We start from the raw sequence: 21,206 nt of genomic DNA, 5'->3' as shown, positions 1-21,206 counted from the left end.
TCTGGACTATGGAACGGGTTATGATTATTAAATTGTGGGTGGTTTTCTTCTCCTTGACATTTGCCATTTTTTATATATATTGTTTTTGATATATTTCTCGAAGAGGACACATTCCATGAAACTATGGCTGACCAATTTCAGCATCCGCTTTCCGCGCCTAATTCTGTTGCTAGCTCTGATCATTACTGCGCTTTTCGCCAGCCAGTTTCCGAAGGTGACCTTCGACAATGATCCGGAGAACATGCTGCCCGCCGACGAACCGGTCCGGATGTTCCACCACGAAGTCAAAGAAAAGTTCGCGCTTTACGATTTCGTGATAGTCGGAATCGTCAACGAAAGCGACGAGGCGGGAATTTTCAATCCAGCAACCTTAGGTCGCATAGACCGTTTGACGAAACAACTGCTCAGCCTGCAGCAAGGGAGCAACGGGCTTCCCGAGGTCGCCACTTTCGATGAGAACAACAATCACACCGGCCTGCGGTCCATTAACCTGAACCCGCAGAGCAGTTGGCAACGAGCGCTGAATATCGCCTTCAATCACCAGCCGAATCGCCTGTTCGACGCCGAAGGAAAGAGCATTATTATTGGGCGGGAACTGATTGCACCGAGCGTGGTGGACAACATCAAACAGGCCGATCTAGGATCGCTGAAGCTCGAATACCTGATGGAACAGGTGCCGAAAAACAGGGCGGAAGCGGAGATCATCCGTTACGATGCGATGAACAATCCACTTTATGCTGGCACACTGGTTTCTGAGGACGAGAAGGCGATTTGCCTCTATATCCCGATCCAGAAGAAGATCTACAGCTATAACGTCGCTACGCTGGTGGAGCACCTGACCGCTGACTGGCCGGCAACCGATCAACTCTACATCACCGGCCTGCCGGTCGCTGAAGACACCTTCGGCATTGAAATGCTGGTGCAGATGGCAACGTCGGCACCACTGGCCGGACTGGCCATCTTTCTGCTGCTGCTGTTCTTTTTCCGCAACCTGAACCTGATCATTGCACCGATGATCGTCGCCATCATCAGCGTCATCACGACCATGGGGCTGCTGATCGGCCTCGGCTTTGATGTCCACATCATGAGCTCGATGATCGCCATCTTCCTGATGCCGATCGCGGTGGCCGACTCGGTCCACATCCTCAGCGAGTTCTACGATACCTACCCGCGCTTCAAGGATAAGGCGGAAACGATCCGCTACGTCATCGGCCACCTGTTCCGGCCGATGCTCTACACCTCGCTGACCACCATCGCCGGCTTCGCCTCCCTCGCGACTACCCCGATCCCGCCGGTACAGGTTTTCGGTCTGCATGTCGCATTCGGGGTGGCGGTCGCCTGGGTACTGAGCATAACCTTGGTGCCAGCCTATATCCTGACCCTGGTTCCGGAAAAGCAACTGAAAAAACTGGAGATTTCACATGGCGAGGATGCGCCGAAAAACGGCACGCTGACCCGCTTTTTGGAAGGGCTGGGCGCCTTCAGCACCCTGCGTTGGCGACCGATCCTGCTGGTGACCTCGGCCCTGGTGGCGGTTGCCGTTATCGGCATCAGCCGCATTCAGGTCAATGACAACCCGGTTAAATGGTTCAGCCCGAAACATGAGATCCGTATCGCGGATCGGGTGCTCAACAACCACTTCGGTGGCACCTACACCGCCTACTTGACCCTCTCAGAAACCCAGCCGGGGCTCTGCGATTGCGAACAAAGCGCGGAAATCATGGCAGCGGAGGTCAAAAAACGTTTTGCCGACCGCTACCCGGAGGAAACGGCACTCTTTCAGAAAAAACTGGCGGAACTGAGCAGGCAACATGGCAAGCTCCCCAGTCAGGCTGCCAATCGGGCGTTTGTCGAGCTGGTTCATCTGGCAGAACAGCTCGACAGCAGTTCGACCGCGGTCTGGGCAGATTTGGCGGACGAGATCAACTATTTGGACCCTGCGGGTCTGACCATACAGACCCTGCACAAGCGGATCGCCGATCTCGATGGGATTCCGGAGAGGTACAAACAGCAACTCAACGCAGAGCTCGCCCCGCAAAGCGATCTCCAGGGAGAGGACTTGATCGTTGCGGCGCTGCAGGTGACAGATCACTACACGCAGGCATCCTTCGTCGACTTTGTCTATGAAATGCAGGCGGAATTGACCGCTCCCTTGTTCAAAAAACCGAAAATGCTCCATTACCTCGAACGGCTTCAGCAATACCTGGTTGCCAACCCGGTGGTCGGAAAAACTTCCTCGGCGGTCGATGCGCTGAGGAAGGCTTCTTACGAATTGAACTATTTGGAACCGCCCAGCGGCCTCTCCGAAGAAGAGCTAAAGGCCTATCGTGAACGAAACCAGGCGTTCAACAGTATCCCCGACACTGCCGCGGCGGTCGGACAGGTGTTTGTCCAGCTGGAAGGGATGAAGAAGAAGGACAGCCTGTTTCACCTGGTGACCCGCAATTATCAGGAAGCGAATGTCTGGGTGCAGCTGACCAGTGGAGATAATCAGGATATGGCTGCAGTGGTCGCCGATCTGGAGGAGTACATCGCCAAGAATCCGCCGCCGACCCCGTTGAAACACGAATGGGCCGGGCTGACCTACCTGAACGTGGTCTGGCAGGACAAGATGGTCAAAGGCATGATGACCTCGCTGGCCAGTTCCTTCGTCGTCGTGCTGGTGATGATGATCATGCTGTTCCGCTCACCGCTGTTCGGCTTGCTGGCAATGATCCCGCTGTCCATCACCATCATGATCTGTTACGGCATTATCGGCCTGGTCGGCAAGGACTACGACATGCCAGTTGCGGTGCTTTCCGCGCTGACCCTCGGCCTCAGCGTCGACTTTGCCATCCATTTCCTGCAACGCGCGCGCGAGCTGCAACTGCAGACCGGCAGCTGGGAAATCGCATCGAAGAAGATGTTCATGGAGCCGGCGATGGCTATTAGCCGCAACGCAATCATCATCGCCATCGGCTTCACCCCGCTGCTGCTGGCGCCGCTGGTCCCCTACCAGACCGTCGGCTTCTTCCTAGCGACCATCATGGCGGTCTCCTGGCTGGCAACCCTGTTTATCCTGCCGGCGCTGTTGACCCCGTTGCAGAAGTACGCCTTCCGCAAAAAAGAAGACCCCGACCCAACCACGAAGGAGAGCTGATATGAGAGCGTTCCGCACAATGCTTTTAGCCCTTTTTACCCTGCTGTTGTTTGCCGCCCCCCTGTTGGCAGCCGAATTGACTGCGCAGGAAATCGTCGAAAAGGCAAACCGGGCTTCCTACTACGCCGGCAAGGACGGCAAAGCCGACATCACCATGACGATCACCGCACCCGACGGCAGCACCCGCAGCCGCGAGTTCACCATGCTGCGGCTGAACGACCAAGGGGAGGATCAGAAGTTTTATGTCTATTTCAAGGAACCGGCAGATGTGCGCAAAATGGCCTACCTAGTCTGGAAGAATGCCGGCCGCGACGATGATCGCTGGTTGTGGCTGCCGGCGCTGAACCTGAAAAAACGGATCGCCCCGGGAGACAAGCGGACCAGCTTCGTCGGCTCCGATTTCTTTTATGAGGATGTCTCCGGTCGCGGCACCCATGAGGATACCCATCAGCTAGTCGAAGAGACCGACCAGGCCTATGTGCTGCGCAATGAGCCGAAGGATGCGAACAGTGTCGAGTTTGCCTGGTATCAGGTCTGGATCGACAAACAGAATTTCCTGCCACTTAAAGCGATCTATTACGACCGGCAGGGACAGGCCTATCGCCAGGTTGAAGCGCTGAAGGTGCAGACCATTGACGGTCACCCGACCGTTACCGAAGCCAAAGCCGCCGACCTGCGGGCCGGAACCAGCACGGTCAACAGCTTCAGCAACGTCAGCTACGACATCGGCCTGAATCCACGTATCTTCACCGAACGCTTTCTGCGTCGCCCGCCGCGTGAAGTCGGCAATTAAGAGGGAATCATGGTGCGCTTTTTTCTGATCTGTTTGTTGCTTTTGCCGGGTCCAGCGCTCGCTTTTGAGCTTGTCGATCTGCACGGTTTCGCCGACCTGCGGGCCGGCAGCCGCCTACAGGATGACGATTACCAACGCGATACCAGCCTGCTGGAAGGCCGCCTACAGCTCGACTACAACTACCAGTACGATATCGGCTTGGTTCAACTGCGCGGTGACTTCGTCGCCGACGAAGTGACTGCCGGTGAAAGCGTCGATCTGGAAACCGGTGATGGCATTTTCGATCTGCGCGAAGCGAACCTGCTGTTTTCACCGACCTTAAGCATGGATGTAAAAATCGGCCGACAGATCCTCACTTGGGGCACCGGCGACCTGCTGTTCATCAACGACCTGTTTCCGAAAGACTGGCAGTCTTTCTTTATCGGTCGCGACGAGGAATATCTGAAAGCGCCCTCCGATGCAGCACTGATCAGCCTGTTCCCGGCTTGGGCGACCATCGATATCGCCGTTACCCCCCGCTTCGACAGCGACCGTTACCTGAGCGGAGAACGGCTCTCCTACTGGAACCCGAACCTGGGCCGGATTGCCGGCCGGGACGCGGTGATTGACGCCGACCAGCCGGATGAGTGGTTTGAGGACTTTGAGCTGGCGACCCGCGTTTCGAAGAACATCGAAGGTTACGAATTGGCACTGTACGGCTACCGCGGCTACTGGAAAAGCCCTGTCGGCTTTAACCCGAGCAGCGGACAAGCTGCATCGACCCGCCTGAACGTCTACGGCGTGAGCGCTCGAGGCGCTTGGCTGGGGGGAATCTTTAATCTGGAGCTTGGGCTTTACGATTCCAGGCAAGACCGACAGGGGAACAATCCGCGACAGCCAAACAGCGAAATGCGCTATCTGGCCGGCTACGAACATGAGATTTCCAAAGAGCTGACCGGCAGCGTGCAGTTCTATTTGGAGCAGCTGCTCGATTACGACAAATACTGGGCCGCCCTGCCGGTTGACCAGTCGGCACGCGATGAGTACCGGCAGGTGCTCACCTTGCGGCTGACCAAACTGCTCCTGCAGCAGAACTTGACCTTGAGCCTGTTCAGCTACTGGTCACCGAGCGATGAGGATTATTACCTGCGCCCGATGCTGAAGTATAAGCTGACCGACAATTGGCTGCTGACCGCTGGCGGCAACCTGTTCGGCGGAGCTAGTTCCCAGACCTTTTTCGCCCAGCTTGAAGACAACTCAAACCTCTATGCTGGGCTCAGATACAGTTTCTAAAAAGACAATAAATAGAAGGAGAGAATCATGACCGTTAATCGTTATTTACGTCTGGCTGCCGGATTTTTCGTGCTACTCAGCGTTGCTTTGTCCCAACTACACTCGCCCTATTGGCTCTACTTCACAGCCTTTGTCGGTCTCAACCTGTTTCAGAGTGCATTCACCGACTGGTGCCCGCTGATGACAATTTTGCGGAAAATGGGCATAAAAGAGGGCTGAAAAGAAGGCAGCAAACAAAAAAAGCGGAAGTTCCCAAAGGGAGTTTTCGCTTTTTTAGCAGCACAGTTTCAGGCGAAAGAGTTAGTGCTTGCCGATTGAAATCTGGGCCATGTAGTTTTGCCCCAACTGCCGCAAGCGCTCAGTAAGTTTCTCCAGTTCATCAATCTCGGAAAAAATCGTCGAGGTTTTAGCCACGTTCTTGTGCAGACGATCTTCCACCTTGGTAAAGTGTGCGGTAATCCGGTTTGATGCCTGCTGCTGAAAACTGTTCGCGTCCATGATCGACTTGATCTGAACTTCACGTTCCGTCAACCCGCGATCCAGCTCGCGGGTCGCCCTCAATTGCTCATCCATTCCGCGGGCCACCTGGTCGGCAGCCGACTTCATTTCCGTCACCCCATCCTGAATCCGTCCGATGCCAGATCTCTGCTCCTTCATCGCCCTGGCGACAGCGCGCACCGAACGCAAGCTCTGCCCGGCCTCGTTGAGCATCAGTCGAGCCCGCTCGCCCTGAGCGCTGGTCAGATGACTGATTTCATCGGTCGCCGCCGAAGCCAGATCTACTGAATGTACGATCTGGTTAAGAGCATCACCTGTCCGCAGCGAATTCTCTTTCCCCTGGCTGACCCGCTTAACAGTAGCTTCCACCGCAGTCAGCGCCTCTTCGGTATCCTTGCTGATCGCCTGAATGATCCGCTGAATATCCTGAGCACTATCGGTCGTCCGGTCGGCGAGTTCCTTGATCTCGTCTGCGACCACGGCGAACCCTTTCCCTTCGTCACCAGCTTTGGCGGCAATGATCGCCGCGTTGAACGCCAGCAATTCGGTATCACCGACCAACTCCTTGATGACCCCGATAATCTTTCCGACCTCCTGAGCCTGGTGCGCCAAACGCTCCATCGCCGCCATTGCCTGCTGACTTTCGGTCGCCATCAAGTCTATCTCGCCAAGGGTCTGGGTCATCATCTGCAACCCTTCCTCGGCATCCTGCTTGACCTTCTGTACCGCTTCGTTGCCAGCTGCGGACCCGCTACGGATGCGCTCGAACGATTCGCCGATTGTATCCAGCTGCTGAGCGGTCTCTTCAACCGAGCGAGCAATATCTTCCGCTTGATTAGCCACTTCCCGAACGCTGGCTGTCATCTCTTCCACCGCAGTGGTGGTTTCGATAAACTTCGCCGTCGAGTGATCCATTGCCCTTGCCATCTCTTCCAGCGATTGGGACAGCTCGCGTGAAAGGGCGGCTTCATCCTGCGACTGGCTCGACAATTCACGAATCAGGGCCACCACATCCTTCTGTTTGGTTTCCATGATTTCAACATCTTGACTGGTCACCTTGGCTGCGGCGAGTCCCTCATTGGCCCGATCGGCCAGAAACAACACCGCCTGGCCGAGAGAACGATAATAGGGAATCAAGTTATCGGAGGTCTTCATCACCCCTTCAAACAGCTCCTGAACCTGATCGATGCCATCGCTGAGCAAGGTTGCCATGGTTTCCAAGCTTTCATTGCCGGTCTCGACTTTGCCGGTCAGCGGTTCTAGCATGTCGAGTTGGGTGCGCAGCTGCTTTTTCATGGTAGCGCGAACAAAAAAGTAGGAGGAAACGGCAACGAGGTAACCGAACATCACCGTCATCAAGATAAACCCAACCGTAAAGGCTTTGTCGCCAATCAGTGGCCAAACGGCAAAAGGGAACAGAACGGCTGCGGAGAAGCCCATAACATGGGTAAAATAGAAAACTTTTCTCAAATAGCTGAGACCGTTTCTCTGTCCCTGAAGCATAACAACTCCCGTTGCGTTAATTTACGAATGCAGAGCGTTGATTTTTTTAGCAAATGACGTAATTGAAAAGCAAAACCATTAAATATCACAAATCTACTTCGCCAGCAAGCATCTGCCTCGCTTTCTCCTCTTTTACCTGAGACGCAGCTGAGGTATGCTTGGGAAGTTCACTCAGAACTTACCTACAGGAGTATTGAAGAATGTCTCGACTTGTTTTTTCGCTGCTAATTTTGTTCCTCTATTCACCTCTAGCCGCCTGCGCAGCACCGGTTGACACAAATGATCAGCTAAAATCTGTTGCCAGTGCTTTGCGGATGACCTTTCCCAACATACCGCTGCAGCAGGTTCATGAAACCCCAGTAGAAGGGGTTTACGAAATAGTCACACAGAAAAATGAAATTCTCTACTTTGCACCACGCAGCGGTCACATTTTTGCCGGTGAGTTGTGGAACAGCCAAGGGAAGAATCTGACACGCGAAAGCCAAGCGCGAATGATGACCGAGAAACTGGCGCTGTTACCACTCGACAAAGCGATCAAGATTGGTGACGGCCCCAACCAGGTGGTCGAGGTATCTGATCCTGACTGCCCGTTCTGCCGCGACGGCTCTGCCTTTTTCTCGGGCCGGGAGGATGTCACCCGCTACATCTTCCTTTATCCGCTCGAGCGGATTCATCCGCAGGCAGAGGCCAAAGCAAGGTTTATCCTCTCGTCAGAAGACCAGGAGGGAGCCTACGAAGATGTTTTCAGTGGCGCATACGATAAGCAACCACTCCCCGAGTTTAAAGACAACGGTATGCTCGACACCCACCGGGAGATTGCCCGCAGCATAGGTATCCACAGCACTCCCCAGTACTGGATCAATGGTAAGTATATTTCCGGGACCAATCTGGAAAAATTAGAAGAGATGCTTGATCAGGGTCCGGCAGAAAAACAATAAGAAAGATCTGAATGAGTTCAAAAAAATCATTTCAACGCCCCGAACTGCTCGCTCCGGCGGGCAGCTTCGAGGCTTTTTTTGCCGCTGTTGAAGCCGGTGCCGACGCGGTCTATACTGGCCTGAAGGAGTTTTCCGCCCGCGCCAAGGCGAAAAACTTTACCCTCGCCGAGGTCCAAAAGCTGACCAACTACCTGCAGCAGCAAAACAAACGGCTCTATGTCACTCTCAATACCCTGGTCAAGGAGACCGAGCTGCCACAACTGATCGATACCCTCGGCGCCTTGGAGCAGATAGGCGTCGACGCGGTGATCCTGCAGGATCTGGCTGTCTGGAAGCTGGCTCGCGATCACTTCCCCGGCCTGGAATTGCATGCCTCGACCCAGATGACTGTGCATAACAGCGCCGGAGTGAAGATGCTCGAGAGGATGGGTTTTACCCGCGGAGTGCTGGCCCGTGAACTGAGTCTGGCGGAGATCGCCGAAATCAGACGTAACACTACCCTGGAGCTGGAACACTTCATTCACGGAGCCCTCTGCTTCTCTTTTTCCGGACAGTGTTATTTCTCCTCCTTCCTCGGTGGCAAAAGCGGCAACCGAGGCCGCTGCGCCCAGCCCTGTCGGCGCCGCCATCGCTACCGGCAGCAGCAGGGCTACTATTTTTCCACCAATGATCTTTCCGCCATCGACATGCTTCCGGAACTCGAAAAAGCTGGCATCTGCAGCCTGAAGATCGAAGGACGGATGAAGAGCGCCGAATACGTGCACAAGGTGGTCGGCGCTTATCGTCAGGCACTTGACACACCCCCGGAACAACGGCAGAAAGTACTTAAAGAAGCCAAGCAGTTGCTGAAAGAAAGCTTCGGAAGACAGCCCACCAAAGGTTTTTTGACGGGAGGCCAGCCAAACGACATTGCCATTCCCTCGGTCAAAGGGGCGACCGGACGCTACCTCGGCGAGGTGGCCAAGGTGCGTGGTGGGGAGATAAGTTTCAAGACCAAGGCCGGGCTACATATCGGCGACCGGCTGCGCATTCAACCCGCCAGCGACAAAGCGGGTACCGCCTTTACCGTTCGCCAGTTGACGCTCGGCAAGCGGAGTGTCAAGCAGGTCCCGACCGGCAGCTTCGTCAACGTTCCATCGCCCTTCCATAACCAGTTCAAAGTTGGCGATGCTGTCTTCATGGTCTCTTCTAGCTCCGCTTTTAACATGAGTGATGCCGCCTGTCGGCGCAAGTTGAGCAACGTAAAGCCGGTCGCTGAAAAGGTCGACCTGCTGATTGAGGCCACAACCAGTCAACTGCAGATTGAAGCGGCCGTAGCCGGACAGACCGAGCGTTTCCAATACAACGTTGACAGCTATCCAGCCGAATCTCGCGCCCTTGACCAGGCGACTCTGCAACAGGTGTTTTCCATTACCGCCGACGAACCGTTCCGCCTCGGGTCGCTCCGTTGTGGCAAACTACCGGAAATTGTCATTCCGCCGAAACAGCTCAAGCAGGTGCGTCGCGACCTCTACTCCGGCTTACGCCAGCTGCGACAGCCACAGAAACAACAGCTCAGACAGCAACACCTGCAAGCGGCCCGTGACGCGCTGTTGTCGAAAGGAGCGCCACAGAGCGGACAACGAAAACTCCGGCTGCAACTGCGCGACGCTCGCGACCAGCGAATTCTTCAGGATCAGCTGATCGACCAGATCCTGATCCCCTTAACCGGACAGAACCTGCAGGCTGCCGTTAAACTTGTGCGTCGTAGTGATCAGGTAATCTGGGATATCCCCTTTATCCTCTTCGATCAAGACTGGAGCGACACCCGCAACGCCATCAAGCAGCTGATCCAGGCCGGCTTCAGCAAGTTCCGTCTGAACAACTTGGGCCATTTTCCGTTGTTCGATGGTCAGAAGGCTCTGCAGCTGTTCAGCAGCTTCCGGCTCTTTTCACTGAACAGCCAGGCGATCAGCGCCTGGGCCGAACTGGGGATCAGTGAGGCGGAACTCTATATCGAAGATGACCGCGAAAATTTGGCCGAGCTGCTCAGCCGGCAGTTGCCGGTGCCGACCGCGCTGACCGCATATGCCAGCGTACCGCTACTCACTTCGCGGATAGCCATCAGGAATGTGCGTTCCGACCATCCTGTGCACTCCGATCGGGACGATGCCTACCGGGTCCAGCATCGCCAGGGGCTTACCTGGCTCAGCAGTGAAACCGATTTTTCCTTTATCGCCAACCTACCGGAGCTGCAAAGCTTCGGTTGTCACAATTTCATTATCGACCTGTCGCACCTAGGTCCATTCAGCTGGGCCGGAAAGAAGGTGCTCGACGCAGTTCGCCGTGGTGTCGACCCGCCCGAAACCAGCAAATTCAATTATCTGATGGGGATGGAATAGCAGATGAAACCGACGCAATGGGATGAGCGTTACGCGACGCAAGAGTATCAGTATGGGACCGAAGCAAACGACTTTCTGCGCAGCCGCGCCGAGCAGCTGACGCTGGGGAAATGCCTCTGCCTTGCGGAAGGGGAAGGGCGCAACGCGGTCTACCTAGCCCAGCTAGGCCACCAAGTGACCGCCGTCGATGCCTCGGGGGTCGGATTGAGAAAAGCCGAGCAGCTTGCCCGGCAGCGCGGCATCACGATTACGACGCAGGTTGCCGACCTAGGCGAGTATGCCATCGATGCCGAAAGCTGGGACAGCATCATCTCCATCTATTGTCATGTCGACGGAGCTATCCGGCCCGAGCTGCACCGCAAGGTCGTCGCCGGCCTGCGTCCCGGCGGCAAGCTGATTTTGGAAGCATACCGCCCGGAACAACTCTCCTACGGCACCGGCGGCCCGCCGACCTTGGAAAAACTGATGAGCCTTAAACAACTGCAGCACGAACTGCAAGGGCTGAAGATGCTGTATGCGGAGGAGTTGGAGCGTGAAGTATTGGAAGGCCAGCTGCACACCGGCATTGGCGCGATCGTCCAGATCGTCGCAGAGAAACCATGAAGCTTCTTCGGATTGCCCTGTGTCTCATTCCTGCCTATAGTAAATAGCTGATATTTATCGAATGATTTAAACTCGGAGGTTAATATGTTTGCTTGGCGATATCGTATTCACGCGATTTGCGTTCTGTCGGTGTTGGCAATTCTCTTTGTTCCCTGGTACATGAATAAGCCGGACAAAAATACAGTTGACGCTACAAACAATGCGGCGTTGGAATTTCTCCAGATGGTCGATGCAGGCAGATACGATGACAGCTGGCAAATAGTCGCACCATACCTACAGAAAAAGATTCCTTTGCCCGACTGGAAAAGTAAACTGGCCAAAGATCGCAAAACCATTGGCGAACTCGACAGCCGCTCCCTTGAAGATGCCAGCAAGACAGCCGCCACTGAAGAATTTCCGGACAGCGAATTGATCCTGCTTAAATACAGCAGTCAATTCAAACTCAAGGAGGTGGAAGAGGTGGTCACGGTTATTCAGGGTAAAGACAATCGCTGGCGTGTCGTCGGCTATTTTATTCAGTGAGATGAAGACCGTTTCTTTTTTAGCCATAATTCTTCCGGGCCTTTTGGTGATCTGCTTCCTTTTTGCTGCTTGTTCCCCAGTTAATGCGGAACCGCAACAGGAAGGGATTCTAAGAGTTGCAATCAGCAGCATCAATACACAGGCTGGTGGCATCTTAAGGGTTGCCCTGTTTCGAGGCGAATCCGGTTGGCCGAAGCTGAAAAACGCCTTTGAGCTGAAACAGCTGCCCGCTACTGCCGAGCAGCTCGAATTGCGCTTCGAAAAGCTTCCCTACGCTGATGATTACGCCATTGAAGTTCATCACGATGAAAACGGCAACGGCAAATTCGACATGCGCTGGCTGCCCTACCCGCGACCGAAGGAAGGAGTCGGCGTCTCGAACAATCAGTTCGGTTTCGGCCATCCCGACTTTATAGACGCCCGCTTCTCTCTAAGCAGCCCTGAAACAACGATTTCGATCCAGATGCGTTACTGATAAAAGATAGAACTGGAAAACAGAGACTTGCTCGCGGTATCTGTGTATAATTGGTCGATATTTCCGTTAACCACAATAGGACTTTAAGAATTCAGGATGACAGCTGATTCCACGTCCTCACCGGACGAACAACCGACTTCTCTACCCGTTTGTCCCAACGGCAAAAGCGATTGTGCCATCATTGAGCAGCTGGTCGAAATTAGCCAATCGCTGACGGAACTGTCGCAGTTGGTACCCACTGATCAGCTGACCGGGTTGGCTAATTATAGGACCTTCCGCAAAGCCCTGGTGCATGAAATGGAACGGACCCAGCGAAGTGGTCAACCAACCACCCTGATCATGCTCGACATCGATCATTTCAAAAACGTCAATGACAGCTGGGGGCATGAGATCGGCAATCAGGCACTGGTGCATATCGCCAAGCTGTTACAACGGACGGTGCGGCGGCTCGACATCCCCTGTCGCTACGGCGGCGAAGAGTTTGCCATCATTCTGCCGAACACCGAATTATCAGCCAGTGTACTGGTCGCCGAACGGCTCCGCCAGATCATCGCAGAAACCCCTCTGCTGATGGGCGAACAGCTATTACCTCTCACCGTCAGCCTCGGCATCGACAGCTACCGTTTTGGCGAACAGACATCACCAGAAGAACTGGTTCAACGCGCTGATCATTATCTTTACCAAGCCAAGCAGAAAGGACGGAACCAAGTCCGTCATACGAAACTGCCGCCAGTCGAAATCGTCAGCCGGGGCGAAAAAAAATGCGCTTCTCAACCTGTTCGGCAGAGGCGCCCGTAAAGACCAGGGCGAAACAGCCGAGTAGGGCCGGCTGCTGCTGCGTAACGTCAAGGAGTCCGTTATGGATATTGTAGTACTCGATGGTCATACCCTGAACCCCGGAGATCTGGATTGGTCTTCGCTCAAAGAACTCGGTACCTATGCGGTCTATCCGCGCACAACTCCCGAAGAAGTCATTGAACGGGCGGCGAGCGCCGAAATCATCCTGACCAATAAAGTCGTTCTCGACGCACAGACCATCGCCAGCCTGCCGAAGCTTAAATACATCGGCGTACTTGCCACCGGCTATAATGTCATCGACCTCGACGCAGCGAAACAAAGAGATATTGTCGTCACAAACATTCCCGGCTATAGCACCGCTTCAGTCGGTCAGATGGTTTTCGCGCTGCTGCTGGAAATGTCGCAACAGGTCGGACACCACGCCCAGCTGGTCAAACAGGGGCGCTGGTCGGCCTGTGAGGACTTCAGTTTTTTTGATCGTCCCCTGTTCGAACTGGCCGGTCGTGTTTTCGGCATCGTCGGTTACGGTCAGATCGGTCGCCAGGTTGCTAGGATCGCTAATGCCTTCGGCATGAAGGTGATGGTAAATACCGCCAACCCCGATAAGTACAAAACCGATAAAGAGTTGGAATTCGTCGACATCGACACCCTATTTAACGAATGCGACATCATCAGCCTCAATTGCCCGTTAACCAACGAAACCAGAAACCTGGTCAATACCGCTCGGCTAATGCGCGTCAAACAGGGAACGTTGCTGATTAATACCGGCCGGGGTGATCTGGTCGATGAAGAAGCGGTTGTAGAAGCGTTGAACGAAGGATATCTTGGCGGTTTCGCGGCCGACGTCCTTTCCAGCGAACCCCCAGAGGAGGACAATCCGCTGCTAAGCGCGCCAAACACCTTTATTACCCCGCACATCGCATGGGCGACTGCCGAAGCCCGCCAACGCCTGCTCAATATCGCCATCGCCAACATCAAGGCGTTTCAGGATGGAGAGCCGCAGAACCGGGTCAGCTGATGGCCTGGGAGAAAATGCTTGCCGAGCTGGAAACCTCTCGGCAAAACATGGATCAACAGCTCGTCACGATCTGTACAATAGATAGCCGAACAACTATTTATTGCGCCAAAGGATGCAGCAACTGCTGCTCTTTATCGGTTAACTGCAGCTTTCCTGAGGCGGCAGCCATTGCGCAATCTCTTACGTCCGAACAACGCCAATACCTTGCAGACAAGTTACCGACATTGCACCAAATCTGTCGGCAGGCGGAAAACCTGAAATTGTTCCTGCGCCTGTTTCGCAACCGGCTCGGAGGTTGTTCGTTTCTCGACAAAGAGGGCCGTTGCAGCATTTATCCACAGCGCCCCTTCTCCTGCCGTTCGCTCCTCTCCACCCGAAACAGCAACTGGTGCGCGGTCGACTTTGCCGAGCTGCATCCGCAGGAAAAAGAAGCCTTTCTCAGCAGCCTTGATCGGCAGATCGTCGCCTTTCCCACCCACTACCTGGCGGCTTCTCAAGAACTCGGACTGGAGTATGAATCGCTGAGTTTAAGTCGTATGCGCGATAGCTACGGATTCTCTATAAGCGGAAATCTGCTCTATCAGGTTTGGCTTGAAACTGAACATCGACTATCTGAGGTGATCAAAGGGGGGTATGGGCAAACGCGACGTTTTTTGAAAGAGCAGGGGTTGGATCTGCCCTTTTTGCTACAGCTGCGCGAAAGTTAACACTCTCTGCCGCAAATGCTCATACATGACATCCGAAGACGCTACATAGAGGGATAAACTCTAAAAGGTATACCGTTCAATTAAATGAATAATGCTTTGCGTTCGGTAGCTTACCGAACGGGTTTGCCACTATGTACCGAAATATCCACATCTCGGTAATCAGGAGAGATAGGACCAAAAAAATATAGTACAACGGCGAAGCCTCAATTAAAATTGGGGCTTTTATGTCACACGTCCGGAGACAAGGCCGCCCCCCTTTCCCCTTGAGGGCCAATCACGAAAAAGGCGCAAATAACAGTAAGATACGAGATTAAAAGGGTGTGATTGTCGAAAAACACGCCCGCTAGAAGTTCGCTTCTTTCTTTCCGGACGAAAGATTAATTACGAAAAACCCTATATAAAAAAGAGATAGCAGATTGATAGAGTGCGGTTTTTAACGAAAAACGTCCATTCAGGGTGCCCTCTCTATCCACAATAGAGGGTATTTGCTAAAATCATTGTTATAGTGGATTATTAAGGGACTAAATGGGGGCGGTTATTTACTAAATGTCACAAGTTTCGAGAACTCGGACAGCACAATGACATATTTTATCGACTGAGTGTGGTACCAATCGATACAAACGAGCTTTAGGGACTATTAGCTGCTGATCTTTTATTCGAGGAAACTTTTGTTCTTACTGAGACGGTGGTGGAATGTTGTGGAATAAAGTGAACAGCCGACGTCAAATTTTGTCTCATAAGTTCAAATTGTTTTTGTTAAGCGGTGAAATGGTCTCTTCCAATCTAGCAAATGGAGCCCTGCTGATTACTCGATTGAGTTTGAAATTGGCTCAAGATATTGGAGGCACTAATGAAACCTAAAAACACGTTCCCGCTGATTATCGGTATATTGATGATTGGTCTGGTTGCCGGTCCGGTTGCCGGTGAGGACACCAATATCATTTTCAAGCATGATCGAACCGGCGTTGCCGATGAAGTAAATAAAATGAAGGATTTTGATTTCGAACTTCAGCAACGTGAACGGGACCGGATGAAAGAATGGAAAATCGAAGATTCAACGGATGCCTTGAAAGTCGGCGATACTTACTTCAACAAAGGGGAAATGGACGATGCCATTTTCTTTTATCAGATGGCCATTAAAATCGATCCAGCCAATACTGAAGCCCATAAGAAATACATTACAGCCAGAAACAAAGAGAAAGAAACGACCTCCGCTCATTATCATCAGGCCATGGAATATTACCGCAAGGGAATGAAAAATAAGGCCATTGATGAACTAATTTTGGAAATCAAAGAGAACCCGGATAATGAACAGGCTCGTATCAAGCTGAACGAAATCGAAAGCCAATAAATCCTCTCTAACTGCCTCAAAATCCAGTCAAGGAAAGGGGGCGAAATCACATAAAATCAGGAGGTATGGCGGCAATCATAACTTGCTCAAAATCATCAAATGCATTGAATATCTGGTAACAAGTGAAGCGTCCATGTATGGTTACGGGTTGTAACCGACTGTGGCCATTACATCAAAATCCTTTACAGTCCCCCAAAAAACCGAAAGCGGGTCATTCCTGACGCCGCTTTCGATTCTCTACAGGCGGAAAACTTTCCTTATCGGAACCTATGGCTTGTAAGTCTTGCTTAGATAGTCTAAAAGAATTTGCTTTTCTTCCTGCGTAAGTTGTGCGCCTTTCGCCATCATACGGGATACAGTCGCTTCCCATTGTTCCGGTGTCTTCTGTTTAGATTTTGCTCTTTCTGAGGAGTGGCAAACCGAACAGCGGGCTTCTAGAATTGTTGCACCATCTTCTGTCGCAAACACATCAGTTACCAAGATAGTAGAAAGTGCGAATCCTAAAGCTACACTGAGTATTAAATATTTTCCCATAATTAACTTCCTTCCCCTTAGGACTGTTGGAGTTCAATCAAGAAAAAAGACACGCCTCTCAATGTTTCTGGATCAACCCCAGCCTTAGCGCCAGTTCAAGTATCTCACCTGAGTCTAGAGTGATTCCGGACTTGTTGTCCCTGTATTTAATCGGAGGCATGCCGTAGCGATCATAGCATCGCTTGGTTTTGGCGATAAAATCATCTTGATCAATCTTTTCGAAGATCCTATTTTCTACCCCATCTCATTGCCCTCCCCTCCCAAATTCTTACCAGAAATTTCTCAGACTTAATCTCTAAAAATTAATTATAGCTTGTTTTCACCAATATTTGCCATCTGCTTGCGGAAACTATTTTTGTTACAATATTTGAGCCTCAATAATGTCCGTTTAGCTAGTTCAGTTCGTGTAGACGTAGCGTTTAAGGAACAATATGGTTTTCTGCGTCCTTACCGGCAACCGTAGCCCACTCGCCCACCTTCCAAGATGTCACGAAGCCATTAATTACATAGAAACAAATCTAGCTATGGAAGAATGGATGGGTGCGTAAATATGTAGTCGTTGTCTTTTACCGGGGTGTGGCAACCGAAACATTCAAAGACAAAAGAGGCATCTTCTCCATAAGGCTGAAGACCTTCTCCTTTCCAGCGAGCAAATCCCCATCCGCCAGTTTGGGTGTACTTCTTAGAGTCTTTGACCATAAATTCGACCTGAACAAATTCGCCTGGAACAATGGCTTTTTCCCAGCTAGGAAGGGTGACCTGTTTCCAAACTATTTTGGCAAGTATAGTTCCGTCAGGCCATGGATTTGTTTGCTTAGATCTCGCCGATTTGATTGCTATGTCATTGCCTGTTATGACCCGTAATGTATTGTTGTCAATTCGATGTGAAGAACTGACAAGTTCCCAATTTTTGTAATCTGAAGGAAAGTCTATTCCGTTGGGAGAGGAAGGAACTGTTTCGCTCGCATTAACTGTACCCAATTGAAAGGCAATCAGGAAAAAGAAAGCTAACCATTTTTTCATAATAGATCTCCTCCTAGGATTCTTGTTTCTATAACTTTATAGCTTAATTTTGGGATTTATCAAAAAACTCCTTGCCTTAATTGCGCACCTGACTTTTCGGAAAAAGCAGACCTGTACCAAATCAAAGACCGTTTAGCTCACTATGCTCTCCTTGTTTACCAGCTTCGAAGGGCTGTATAAATAGCGTTACTAGCTTTAACAGGCCGTTGAAAAACTAGCCAGGAGCAGCCCATATCCTCCCGAGAAGATTTTTTTTGCTCTTTGACAATCTATAAGTATAACAGTGGACAACAGGCATTTTCAGTATCCTCAAAATATGCAATCAAGAGTTTTTTGTTGTTACCGTTGTTGAAATTACATGTGCTGACGAACGTACTCAAACATTACCACCGATGATGCGATACTCACGTTAAGGCTTTGTACGCTTCCAAATTGGGGGATGCTCAAAGGGACAATAGAAGGATATTCTGATTGAGTAAAACTAAATCCAAACTCTTCATGACCAAAGATAAAAGCACTTTTTTTAGGGAGTTCAAATTTGCACAAGCTGTTCTTAGTTTTTGGATCTAGCCTGTAGAGGACATAGCCACTATCTACCAATTGCCGATAGCAACTATCAAACATGTCGTGGAAAACTGCAGGGACTTTCCTAAAAGATCCTTTCGCTGGAGCTGGATCAAAAGGTCCAATCCCAATTAAATGAACCGCTGTGGCACCAAAGGCTTCGGCACTGCGGAAGATTTTTGGCACGTTAAAACCAGGCTTTAAATGGTCAAGCACCAAAACAAAGTCATTAATTCCCGGTTTAGCAAGGATGTTTTTCCGGCGTTCTTTTTCGTAGCGCAGCTGGGCATTACGTTCGTAGCGATTCACTCATTATTATCTTTCTGCGTTCTTCTCTGGCTAGCCCCCCAAAAGGAGTCGCACAAAAATATTTTACATGACATAAAGAGTCTACTCCTGGCAGCCTGAATATCTCTCTTGGTCGTGACCACCACTATTACGATTTAAAATTCTCCTAGATGTTCTTAACCCCAAGAACTTTTTTCCCGGTCGGCCCCGGACTGCCGCCATAGGGCTCGATGGTGATTCCAAAACCATCATAACTGCCCAGCGGTTGTGTCGATGATACCAGGATTGCTGCCATCCCATGCTCATCCACTGAAAAAACCGCCCCACTGGTCCGCTGCCCATCACGAATCAACCAAAGCTGGTATTGCAGGGACTCTCCCAATGGGCGTAGCGCTGTAACCAGCAGAAGCCCCGTTGAGGCCATTCTTTCGGCAATCAGTCTACCTGCTGCGGTCGGCATACTTTCGGTGCCCTGCATAAAAACCAGCGGCTTACCTGCCAGTTTTTCCAGTTGCTTTGTATCACTTTTCTGCAACCAAAACATCGCGCTAGTGCTGCCTAGAACGACCACAAGCACAATAGCGGCGAGAGAAATGGCTGGAACCAAGCGAGGCCAGCGATCAAAAAGTGTTTCAAACCATAGATAGCTCTTACGAGACCCAACGATGGCCAACAGCTTCTTTTTGAGGGTTTTGCGAGGAACAATTTGGGAAGCAGTATACCCCAGCAGGGCACTGACTTCTTCAAACACTTTAAGCTCAGACTGACACGTCACACAATGCAGCAGATGTGTTTTCACCTGTTCAGCGTCATCCCGTTCTAGACAGCCCAAGGAATATGCCGGCAACGATTCTGTCGGATGGTTCTCTAGCATGTTTTCCACCTATTATTCCTATGTACGTAATTGCCTGGCAAATGGATGTCAGAAACTCTCCGCAAATTTTTCCCGTAAGGTCAACATCGCCATGCGTATCCGTCCCTTAACGGTTCCCAGAGGCAGTCGAAGCTGCTCGGCAATCTGGCGATGGGAGAACCCCTTAAAATAAGCTAGAAATAGCACGATTTGTTGTTCTTCCGGCAAGAGCCTTAGGACCGCTCGTACCTTCAGAGAGATATCCAGCTGAACCGTTTCACTTTCCGGATTTCTGTGGTCTGGAAGTTTATCCAACACGCCATCGACCCAAAGAGCAGGGTTACAATCTAGGCGACTACTTCTCCTTCGCAAAACATCGATCGCCCGGTTTCTGGTAATGCAGACCAACCAAGTCTTCACCGCAGCTTTGGCAGGATGATAATCACGTGCCCGCTGCCAGAGTTGATTGAACGCATCTAGGGTGTTTTCCTCGGCCAAACCAGGATCATCAAGAATCTGCAATGACAAGCTATATATCAGCCCGTTGTAGCGATCATAGAGAACCTCGAAAGCATCTTCGTTCCGCAAAGAAATTTGCTCGAGAAGGGTCGCATCCGACTCTTGCCCATCATCTGCTGCGGACAAAAAATGGCTCTGCTGCAAATACAACAAAGAAAAAAATCTCACCATCGACATCCGATCCAAAAAATTCTACGTATACTTTGATAAGCACAACTGCATTCTTGCAAAATCGCAGAGCCCCGTACTCCATAGCCAAAAGGAGATCGCCATGAAACGCCTAGCCTTCATCATTTTAACATTAACCCTGGCGCTTGGTATCGCAACAGTCGCTTCCGCCACTCATAATACGGTTAAAATCCGCAATGACCCTACGCTTGGAAAATATCTTTCAGATAACGATGGCATGCCACTTTACTGGTTTACCAAGGATTCCCCAGGAGTCAGTGCTTGTGGTGGGAGTTGCTTGGAAAAATGGCCGATTTACTACCGCGATAAAATTGTACCCCCAGAGGGAGTTCCGACAGAAGATTTCACCACCATTGTCAGGGAGGACGGACTCAAACAGACCAGTTTCAGAGGCTATCCACTCTACTACTTTTTCAAAGATGAGGAGGCTGGGGACCTTAAGGGGCAAGCCGCAAGAGAAGCTTGGTACATCATCGATCCTGACAACTTCCCGCTCAAATGACGACGTGTAACCGGGCTAATTTTGCGACGCTTAGATCCAACGAAAAGGAGTCAACCATGAGAAAAAATTTGACGCTATGGCTCATCATAATTCTGTTGATTGGTGGTTGCACCCAGTACTACGGCCCCAAAGAAGGAACCGGAGCTCTGCTCGGAGCGACTGCAGGAGCAATTCTTGGCTCTAATATCGGAAAAGGGCAGGGGAACATTGCGGCAATTGCGATAGGTGCTTTGGCCGGGGCACTGTTCGGACAGGAAATTGGCCGTTCTCTGGACCGGGCAGACCGCATCGCAATGGGGCAAAACGCCCAATATTCTCTGGAATATACCCCCAGCCATGAAACAACTTACTGGAACAATCCTGATTCTGGCAACAGCGGCTCGATGACACCGACGGGTACTTTTCAAAAAGGGGATGGTCAATATTGTCGCGAGTATCAGCAAGTGGTCTCAATCTCAGGTAAAAAACAGGAAGCCTATGGCACAGCCTGTCGTCAACCGGATGGCAGTTGGATAATTCAAAATTGATATCGACACACCGCTGGCCAAAGTCCTGTGTATACGCGGGGAGGGTTAAAATCGAGTAGGGTGATGTGAGAATGAACTCACCTCATCCCTCTCACAGAACCGTGCGTACGGGCCTCGTACACGGCTCCTGTTCATTCTTCTCTCAATAGTTCTGAGGCAGATAACCCGTTTCCATTCTGCTCAGATCAAACAGTCCCAGCTCCTCAAAC

General features: G+C 51.5%; 21 protein-coding genes. 15 read left to right on the top strand and 6 right to left on the bottom strand.

What is annotated here, in order from left to right:
* The first annotated feature begins 115 nt into the window (after window positions 1-115).
* Genes Q7J88_RS10210 through Q7J88_RS10195 form a run of 4 tightly spaced genes read left to right on the top strand, consistent with a single transcriptional unit; the run spans window position 116 to window position 5,423 of the window.
* Complete coding sequence (locus Q7J88_RS10210; protein ID WP_303722085.1) at window positions 116-3,139, top strand: RND family transporter; 3,024 nt, start codon at window positions 116-118, stop codon at window positions 3,137-3,139.
* Between the two features lies 1 nt (window position 3,140).
* Entirely contained in the window at window positions 3,141-3,932 is a 792-nt protein-coding gene (locus Q7J88_RS10205; RefSeq protein ID WP_303722084.1) for an outer membrane lipoprotein-sorting protein, read from the top strand.
* 9 nt (window positions 3,933-3,941) lie between these two features.
* Window positions 3,942-5,204, top strand: coding sequence for a hypothetical protein (locus Q7J88_RS10200; RefSeq protein WP_303722082.1), 1,263 nt, complete (start codon window positions 3,942-3,944; stop codon window positions 5,202-5,204).
* 27 nt (window positions 5,205-5,231) lie between these two features.
* Window positions 5,232-5,423 (top strand): DUF2892 domain-containing protein, encoded by a 192-nt coding sequence (locus Q7J88_RS10195; protein ID WP_303722081.1) that lies wholly within the window; start codon window positions 5,232-5,234, stop codon window positions 5,421-5,423.
* 81 nt (window positions 5,424-5,504) lie between these two features.
* Here the strand turns inward: Q7J88_RS10195 and Q7J88_RS10190 are convergent, their stop codons facing one another.
* Window positions 5,505-7,205, bottom strand: coding sequence for a methyl-accepting chemotaxis protein (locus Q7J88_RS10190; protein ID WP_303722080.1), 1,701 nt, complete (start codon window positions 7,203-7,205; stop codon window positions 5,505-5,507).
* A gap of 200 nt (window positions 7,206-7,405) precedes the next feature.
* On the opposite strand from Q7J88_RS10190, the gene Q7J88_RS10185 reads away from it, so the two are divergent.
* The 9 genes from Q7J88_RS10185 to Q7J88_RS10145 all read left to right on the top strand — a co-directional run bounded on the left by Q7J88_RS10185 (window position 7,406) and on the right by Q7J88_RS10145 (window position 15,998).
* Window positions 7,406-8,143, top strand: a complete 738-nt coding sequence (locus Q7J88_RS10185) for a DsbC family protein (RefSeq protein WP_303722079.1) — start codon at window positions 7,406-7,408, stop codon at window positions 8,141-8,143.
* Window positions 8,144-8,154: 11 nt separating this feature from the next.
* Complete coding sequence (locus tag Q7J88_RS10180) at window positions 8,155-10,524, top strand: U32 family peptidase (RefSeq protein WP_303722078.1); 2,370 nt, start codon at window positions 8,155-8,157, stop codon at window positions 10,522-10,524.
* A 3-nt stretch (window positions 10,525-10,527) separates the two neighbouring features.
* The gene (locus Q7J88_RS10175) at window positions 10,528-11,127 is read left to right on the top strand and encodes a bifunctional 2-polyprenyl-6-hydroxyphenol methylase/3-demethylubiquinol 3-O-methyltransferase UbiG (RefSeq protein WP_303722077.1); all 600 of its coding nucleotides are present in this window, start codon (window positions 10,528-10,530) and stop codon (window positions 11,125-11,127) included.
* A gap of 84 nt (window positions 11,128-11,211) precedes the next feature.
* The gene (locus tag Q7J88_RS10170; RefSeq protein ID WP_303722076.1) at window positions 11,212-11,649 is read left to right on the top strand and encodes a DUF4019 domain-containing protein; all 438 of its coding nucleotides are present in this window, start codon (window positions 11,212-11,214) and stop codon (window positions 11,647-11,649) included.
* A gap of 46 nt (window positions 11,650-11,695) precedes the next feature.
* Entirely contained in the window at window positions 11,696-12,124 is a 429-nt protein-coding gene (locus Q7J88_RS10165) for a DUF2141 domain-containing protein (protein WP_303722075.1), read from the top strand.
* Between the two features lie 96 nt (window positions 12,125-12,220).
* Window positions 12,221-12,922 carry a GGDEF domain-containing protein gene (locus tag Q7J88_RS10160; protein WP_303722074.1) on the top strand — a complete coding sequence of 234 codons (702 nt, stop codon included), beginning with the start codon at window positions 12,221-12,223 and terminating at the stop codon, window positions 12,920-12,922.
* Between the two features lie 61 nt (window positions 12,923-12,983).
* Complete coding sequence (locus tag Q7J88_RS10155) at window positions 12,984-13,940, top strand: D-2-hydroxyacid dehydrogenase (RefSeq protein WP_303722073.1); 957 nt, start codon at window positions 12,984-12,986, stop codon at window positions 13,938-13,940.
* Window positions 13,940-14,647, top strand: coding sequence for a YkgJ family cysteine cluster protein (locus tag Q7J88_RS10150; protein ID WP_303722072.1), 708 nt, complete (start codon window positions 13,940-13,942; stop codon window positions 14,645-14,647). The genes Q7J88_RS10155 and Q7J88_RS10150 overlap by 1 nt, the downstream gene beginning before the upstream one ends.
* 850 nt (window positions 14,648-15,497) lie before the next feature.
* On the top strand, window positions 15,498-15,998 hold the full coding sequence (locus tag Q7J88_RS10145) for a hypothetical protein (protein ID WP_303722071.1): 501 nt from the start codon (window positions 15,498-15,500) through the stop codon (window positions 15,996-15,998).
* A 267-nt stretch (window positions 15,999-16,265) separates the two neighbouring features.
* Here the strand turns inward: Q7J88_RS10145 and Q7J88_RS10140 are convergent, their stop codons facing one another.
* The 5 genes from Q7J88_RS10140 to Q7J88_RS10120 form a co-directional block, all read right to left on the bottom strand.
* A complete protein-coding gene (locus Q7J88_RS10140) occupies window positions 16,266-16,532 on the bottom strand; it encodes a hypothetical protein (RefSeq protein ID WP_303722070.1) in 267 nt (88 codons plus the stop codon).
* A 522-nt stretch (window positions 16,533-17,054) separates the two neighbouring features.
* Complete coding sequence (locus tag Q7J88_RS10135; RefSeq protein WP_303722069.1) at window positions 17,055-17,555, bottom strand: cytochrome P460 family protein; 501 nt, start codon at window positions 17,553-17,555, stop codon at window positions 17,055-17,057.
* A 354-nt stretch (window positions 17,556-17,909) separates the two neighbouring features.
* Window positions 17,910-18,428, bottom strand: coding sequence for a TrmH family RNA methyltransferase (locus Q7J88_RS10130; protein ID WP_303722068.1), 519 nt, complete (start codon window positions 18,426-18,428; stop codon window positions 17,910-17,912).
* 145 nt (window positions 18,429-18,573) lie between these two features.
* Complete coding sequence (locus Q7J88_RS10125; RefSeq protein WP_303722067.1) at window positions 18,574-19,206, bottom strand: anti-sigma factor; 633 nt, start codon at window positions 19,204-19,206, stop codon at window positions 18,574-18,576.
* 123 nt (window positions 19,207-19,329) lie between these two features.
* Entirely contained in the window at window positions 19,330-19,905 is a 576-nt protein-coding gene (locus Q7J88_RS10120; protein ID WP_303722066.1) for a sigma-70 family RNA polymerase sigma factor, read from the bottom strand.
* A gap of 145 nt (window positions 19,906-20,050) precedes the next feature.
* Between Q7J88_RS10120 and Q7J88_RS10115 the strand changes: the two genes are divergently transcribed.
* Window positions 20,051-20,470, top strand: coding sequence for a hypothetical protein (locus Q7J88_RS10115; RefSeq protein WP_303722065.1), 420 nt, complete (start codon window positions 20,051-20,053; stop codon window positions 20,468-20,470).
* 56 nt (window positions 20,471-20,526) lie between these two features.
* Complete coding sequence (locus tag Q7J88_RS10110) at window positions 20,527-20,997, top strand: RT0821/Lpp0805 family surface protein (protein ID WP_303722064.1); 471 nt, start codon at window positions 20,527-20,529, stop codon at window positions 20,995-20,997.
* Window positions 20,998-21,206: the final 209 nt, after the last annotated feature.

The organism is Malonomonas rubra (assembly GCF_003247215.1).
Taxonomy (GTDB): Bacteria; Desulfobacterota; Desulfuromonadia; order Desulfuromonadales; family Geopsychrobacteraceae; genus Malonomonas; species Malonomonas rubra_A.
Note: the sequence above shows the minus strand (reverse complement) of the source record. Positions and strands in the feature narration are given on the sequence as shown.

Excerpts from the sequence above, each read along its gene's own strand:
- Q7J88_RS10210 (WP_303722085.1), top strand. The coding sequence starts at position 116 with ATGAAACTATGGCTGACCAATTTCAGCATCCGCTTTCCGCGCCTAATT.
- Q7J88_RS10205 (WP_303722084.1), top strand. The coding sequence starts at position 3,141 with ATGAGAGCGTTCCGCACAATGCTTTTAGCCCTTTTTACCCTGCTGTTG.
- Q7J88_RS10200 (WP_303722082.1), top strand. The coding sequence starts at position 3,942 with ATGGTGCGCTTTTTTCTGATCTGTTTGTTGCTTTTGCCGGGTCCAGCG.
- Q7J88_RS10195 (WP_303722081.1), top strand. The coding sequence starts at position 5,232 with ATGACCGTTAATCGTTATTTACGTCTGGCTGCCGGATTTTTCGTGCTA.
- Q7J88_RS10190 (WP_303722080.1), bottom strand. The coding sequence starts at position 7,205 with ATGCTTCAGGGACAGAGAAACGGTCTCAGCTATTTGAGAAAAGTTTTC.
- Q7J88_RS10185 (WP_303722079.1), top strand. The coding sequence starts at position 7,406 with ATGTCTCGACTTGTTTTTTCGCTGCTAATTTTGTTCCTCTATTCACCT.
- Q7J88_RS10180 (WP_303722078.1), top strand. The coding sequence starts at position 8,155 with ATGAGTTCAAAAAAATCATTTCAACGCCCCGAACTGCTCGCTCCGGCG.
- Q7J88_RS10175 (WP_303722077.1), top strand. The coding sequence starts at position 10,528 with ATGAAACCGACGCAATGGGATGAGCGTTACGCGACGCAAGAGTATCAG.
- Q7J88_RS10170 (WP_303722076.1), top strand. The coding sequence starts at position 11,212 with ATGTTTGCTTGGCGATATCGTATTCACGCGATTTGCGTTCTGTCGGTG.
- Q7J88_RS10160 (WP_303722074.1), top strand. The coding sequence starts at position 12,221 with ATGACAGCTGATTCCACGTCCTCACCGGACGAACAACCGACTTCTCTA.
- Q7J88_RS10155 (WP_303722073.1), top strand. The coding sequence starts at position 12,984 with ATGGATATTGTAGTACTCGATGGTCATACCCTGAACCCCGGAGATCTG.
- Q7J88_RS10150 (WP_303722072.1), top strand. The coding sequence starts at position 13,940 with ATGGCCTGGGAGAAAATGCTTGCCGAGCTGGAAACCTCTCGGCAAAAC.
- Q7J88_RS10145 (WP_303722071.1), top strand. The coding sequence starts at position 15,498 with ATGAAACCTAAAAACACGTTCCCGCTGATTATCGGTATATTGATGATT.
- Q7J88_RS10140 (WP_303722070.1), bottom strand. The coding sequence starts at position 16,532 with ATGGGAAAATATTTAATACTCAGTGTAGCTTTAGGATTCGCACTTTCT.
- Q7J88_RS10135 (WP_303722069.1), bottom strand. The coding sequence starts at position 17,555 with ATGAAAAAATGGTTAGCTTTCTTTTTCCTGATTGCCTTTCAATTGGGT.
- Q7J88_RS10115 (WP_303722065.1), top strand. The coding sequence starts at position 20,051 with ATGAAACGCCTAGCCTTCATCATTTTAACATTAACCCTGGCGCTTGGT.
- Q7J88_RS10110 (WP_303722064.1), top strand. The coding sequence starts at position 20,527 with ATGAGAAAAAATTTGACGCTATGGCTCATCATAATTCTGTTGATTGGT.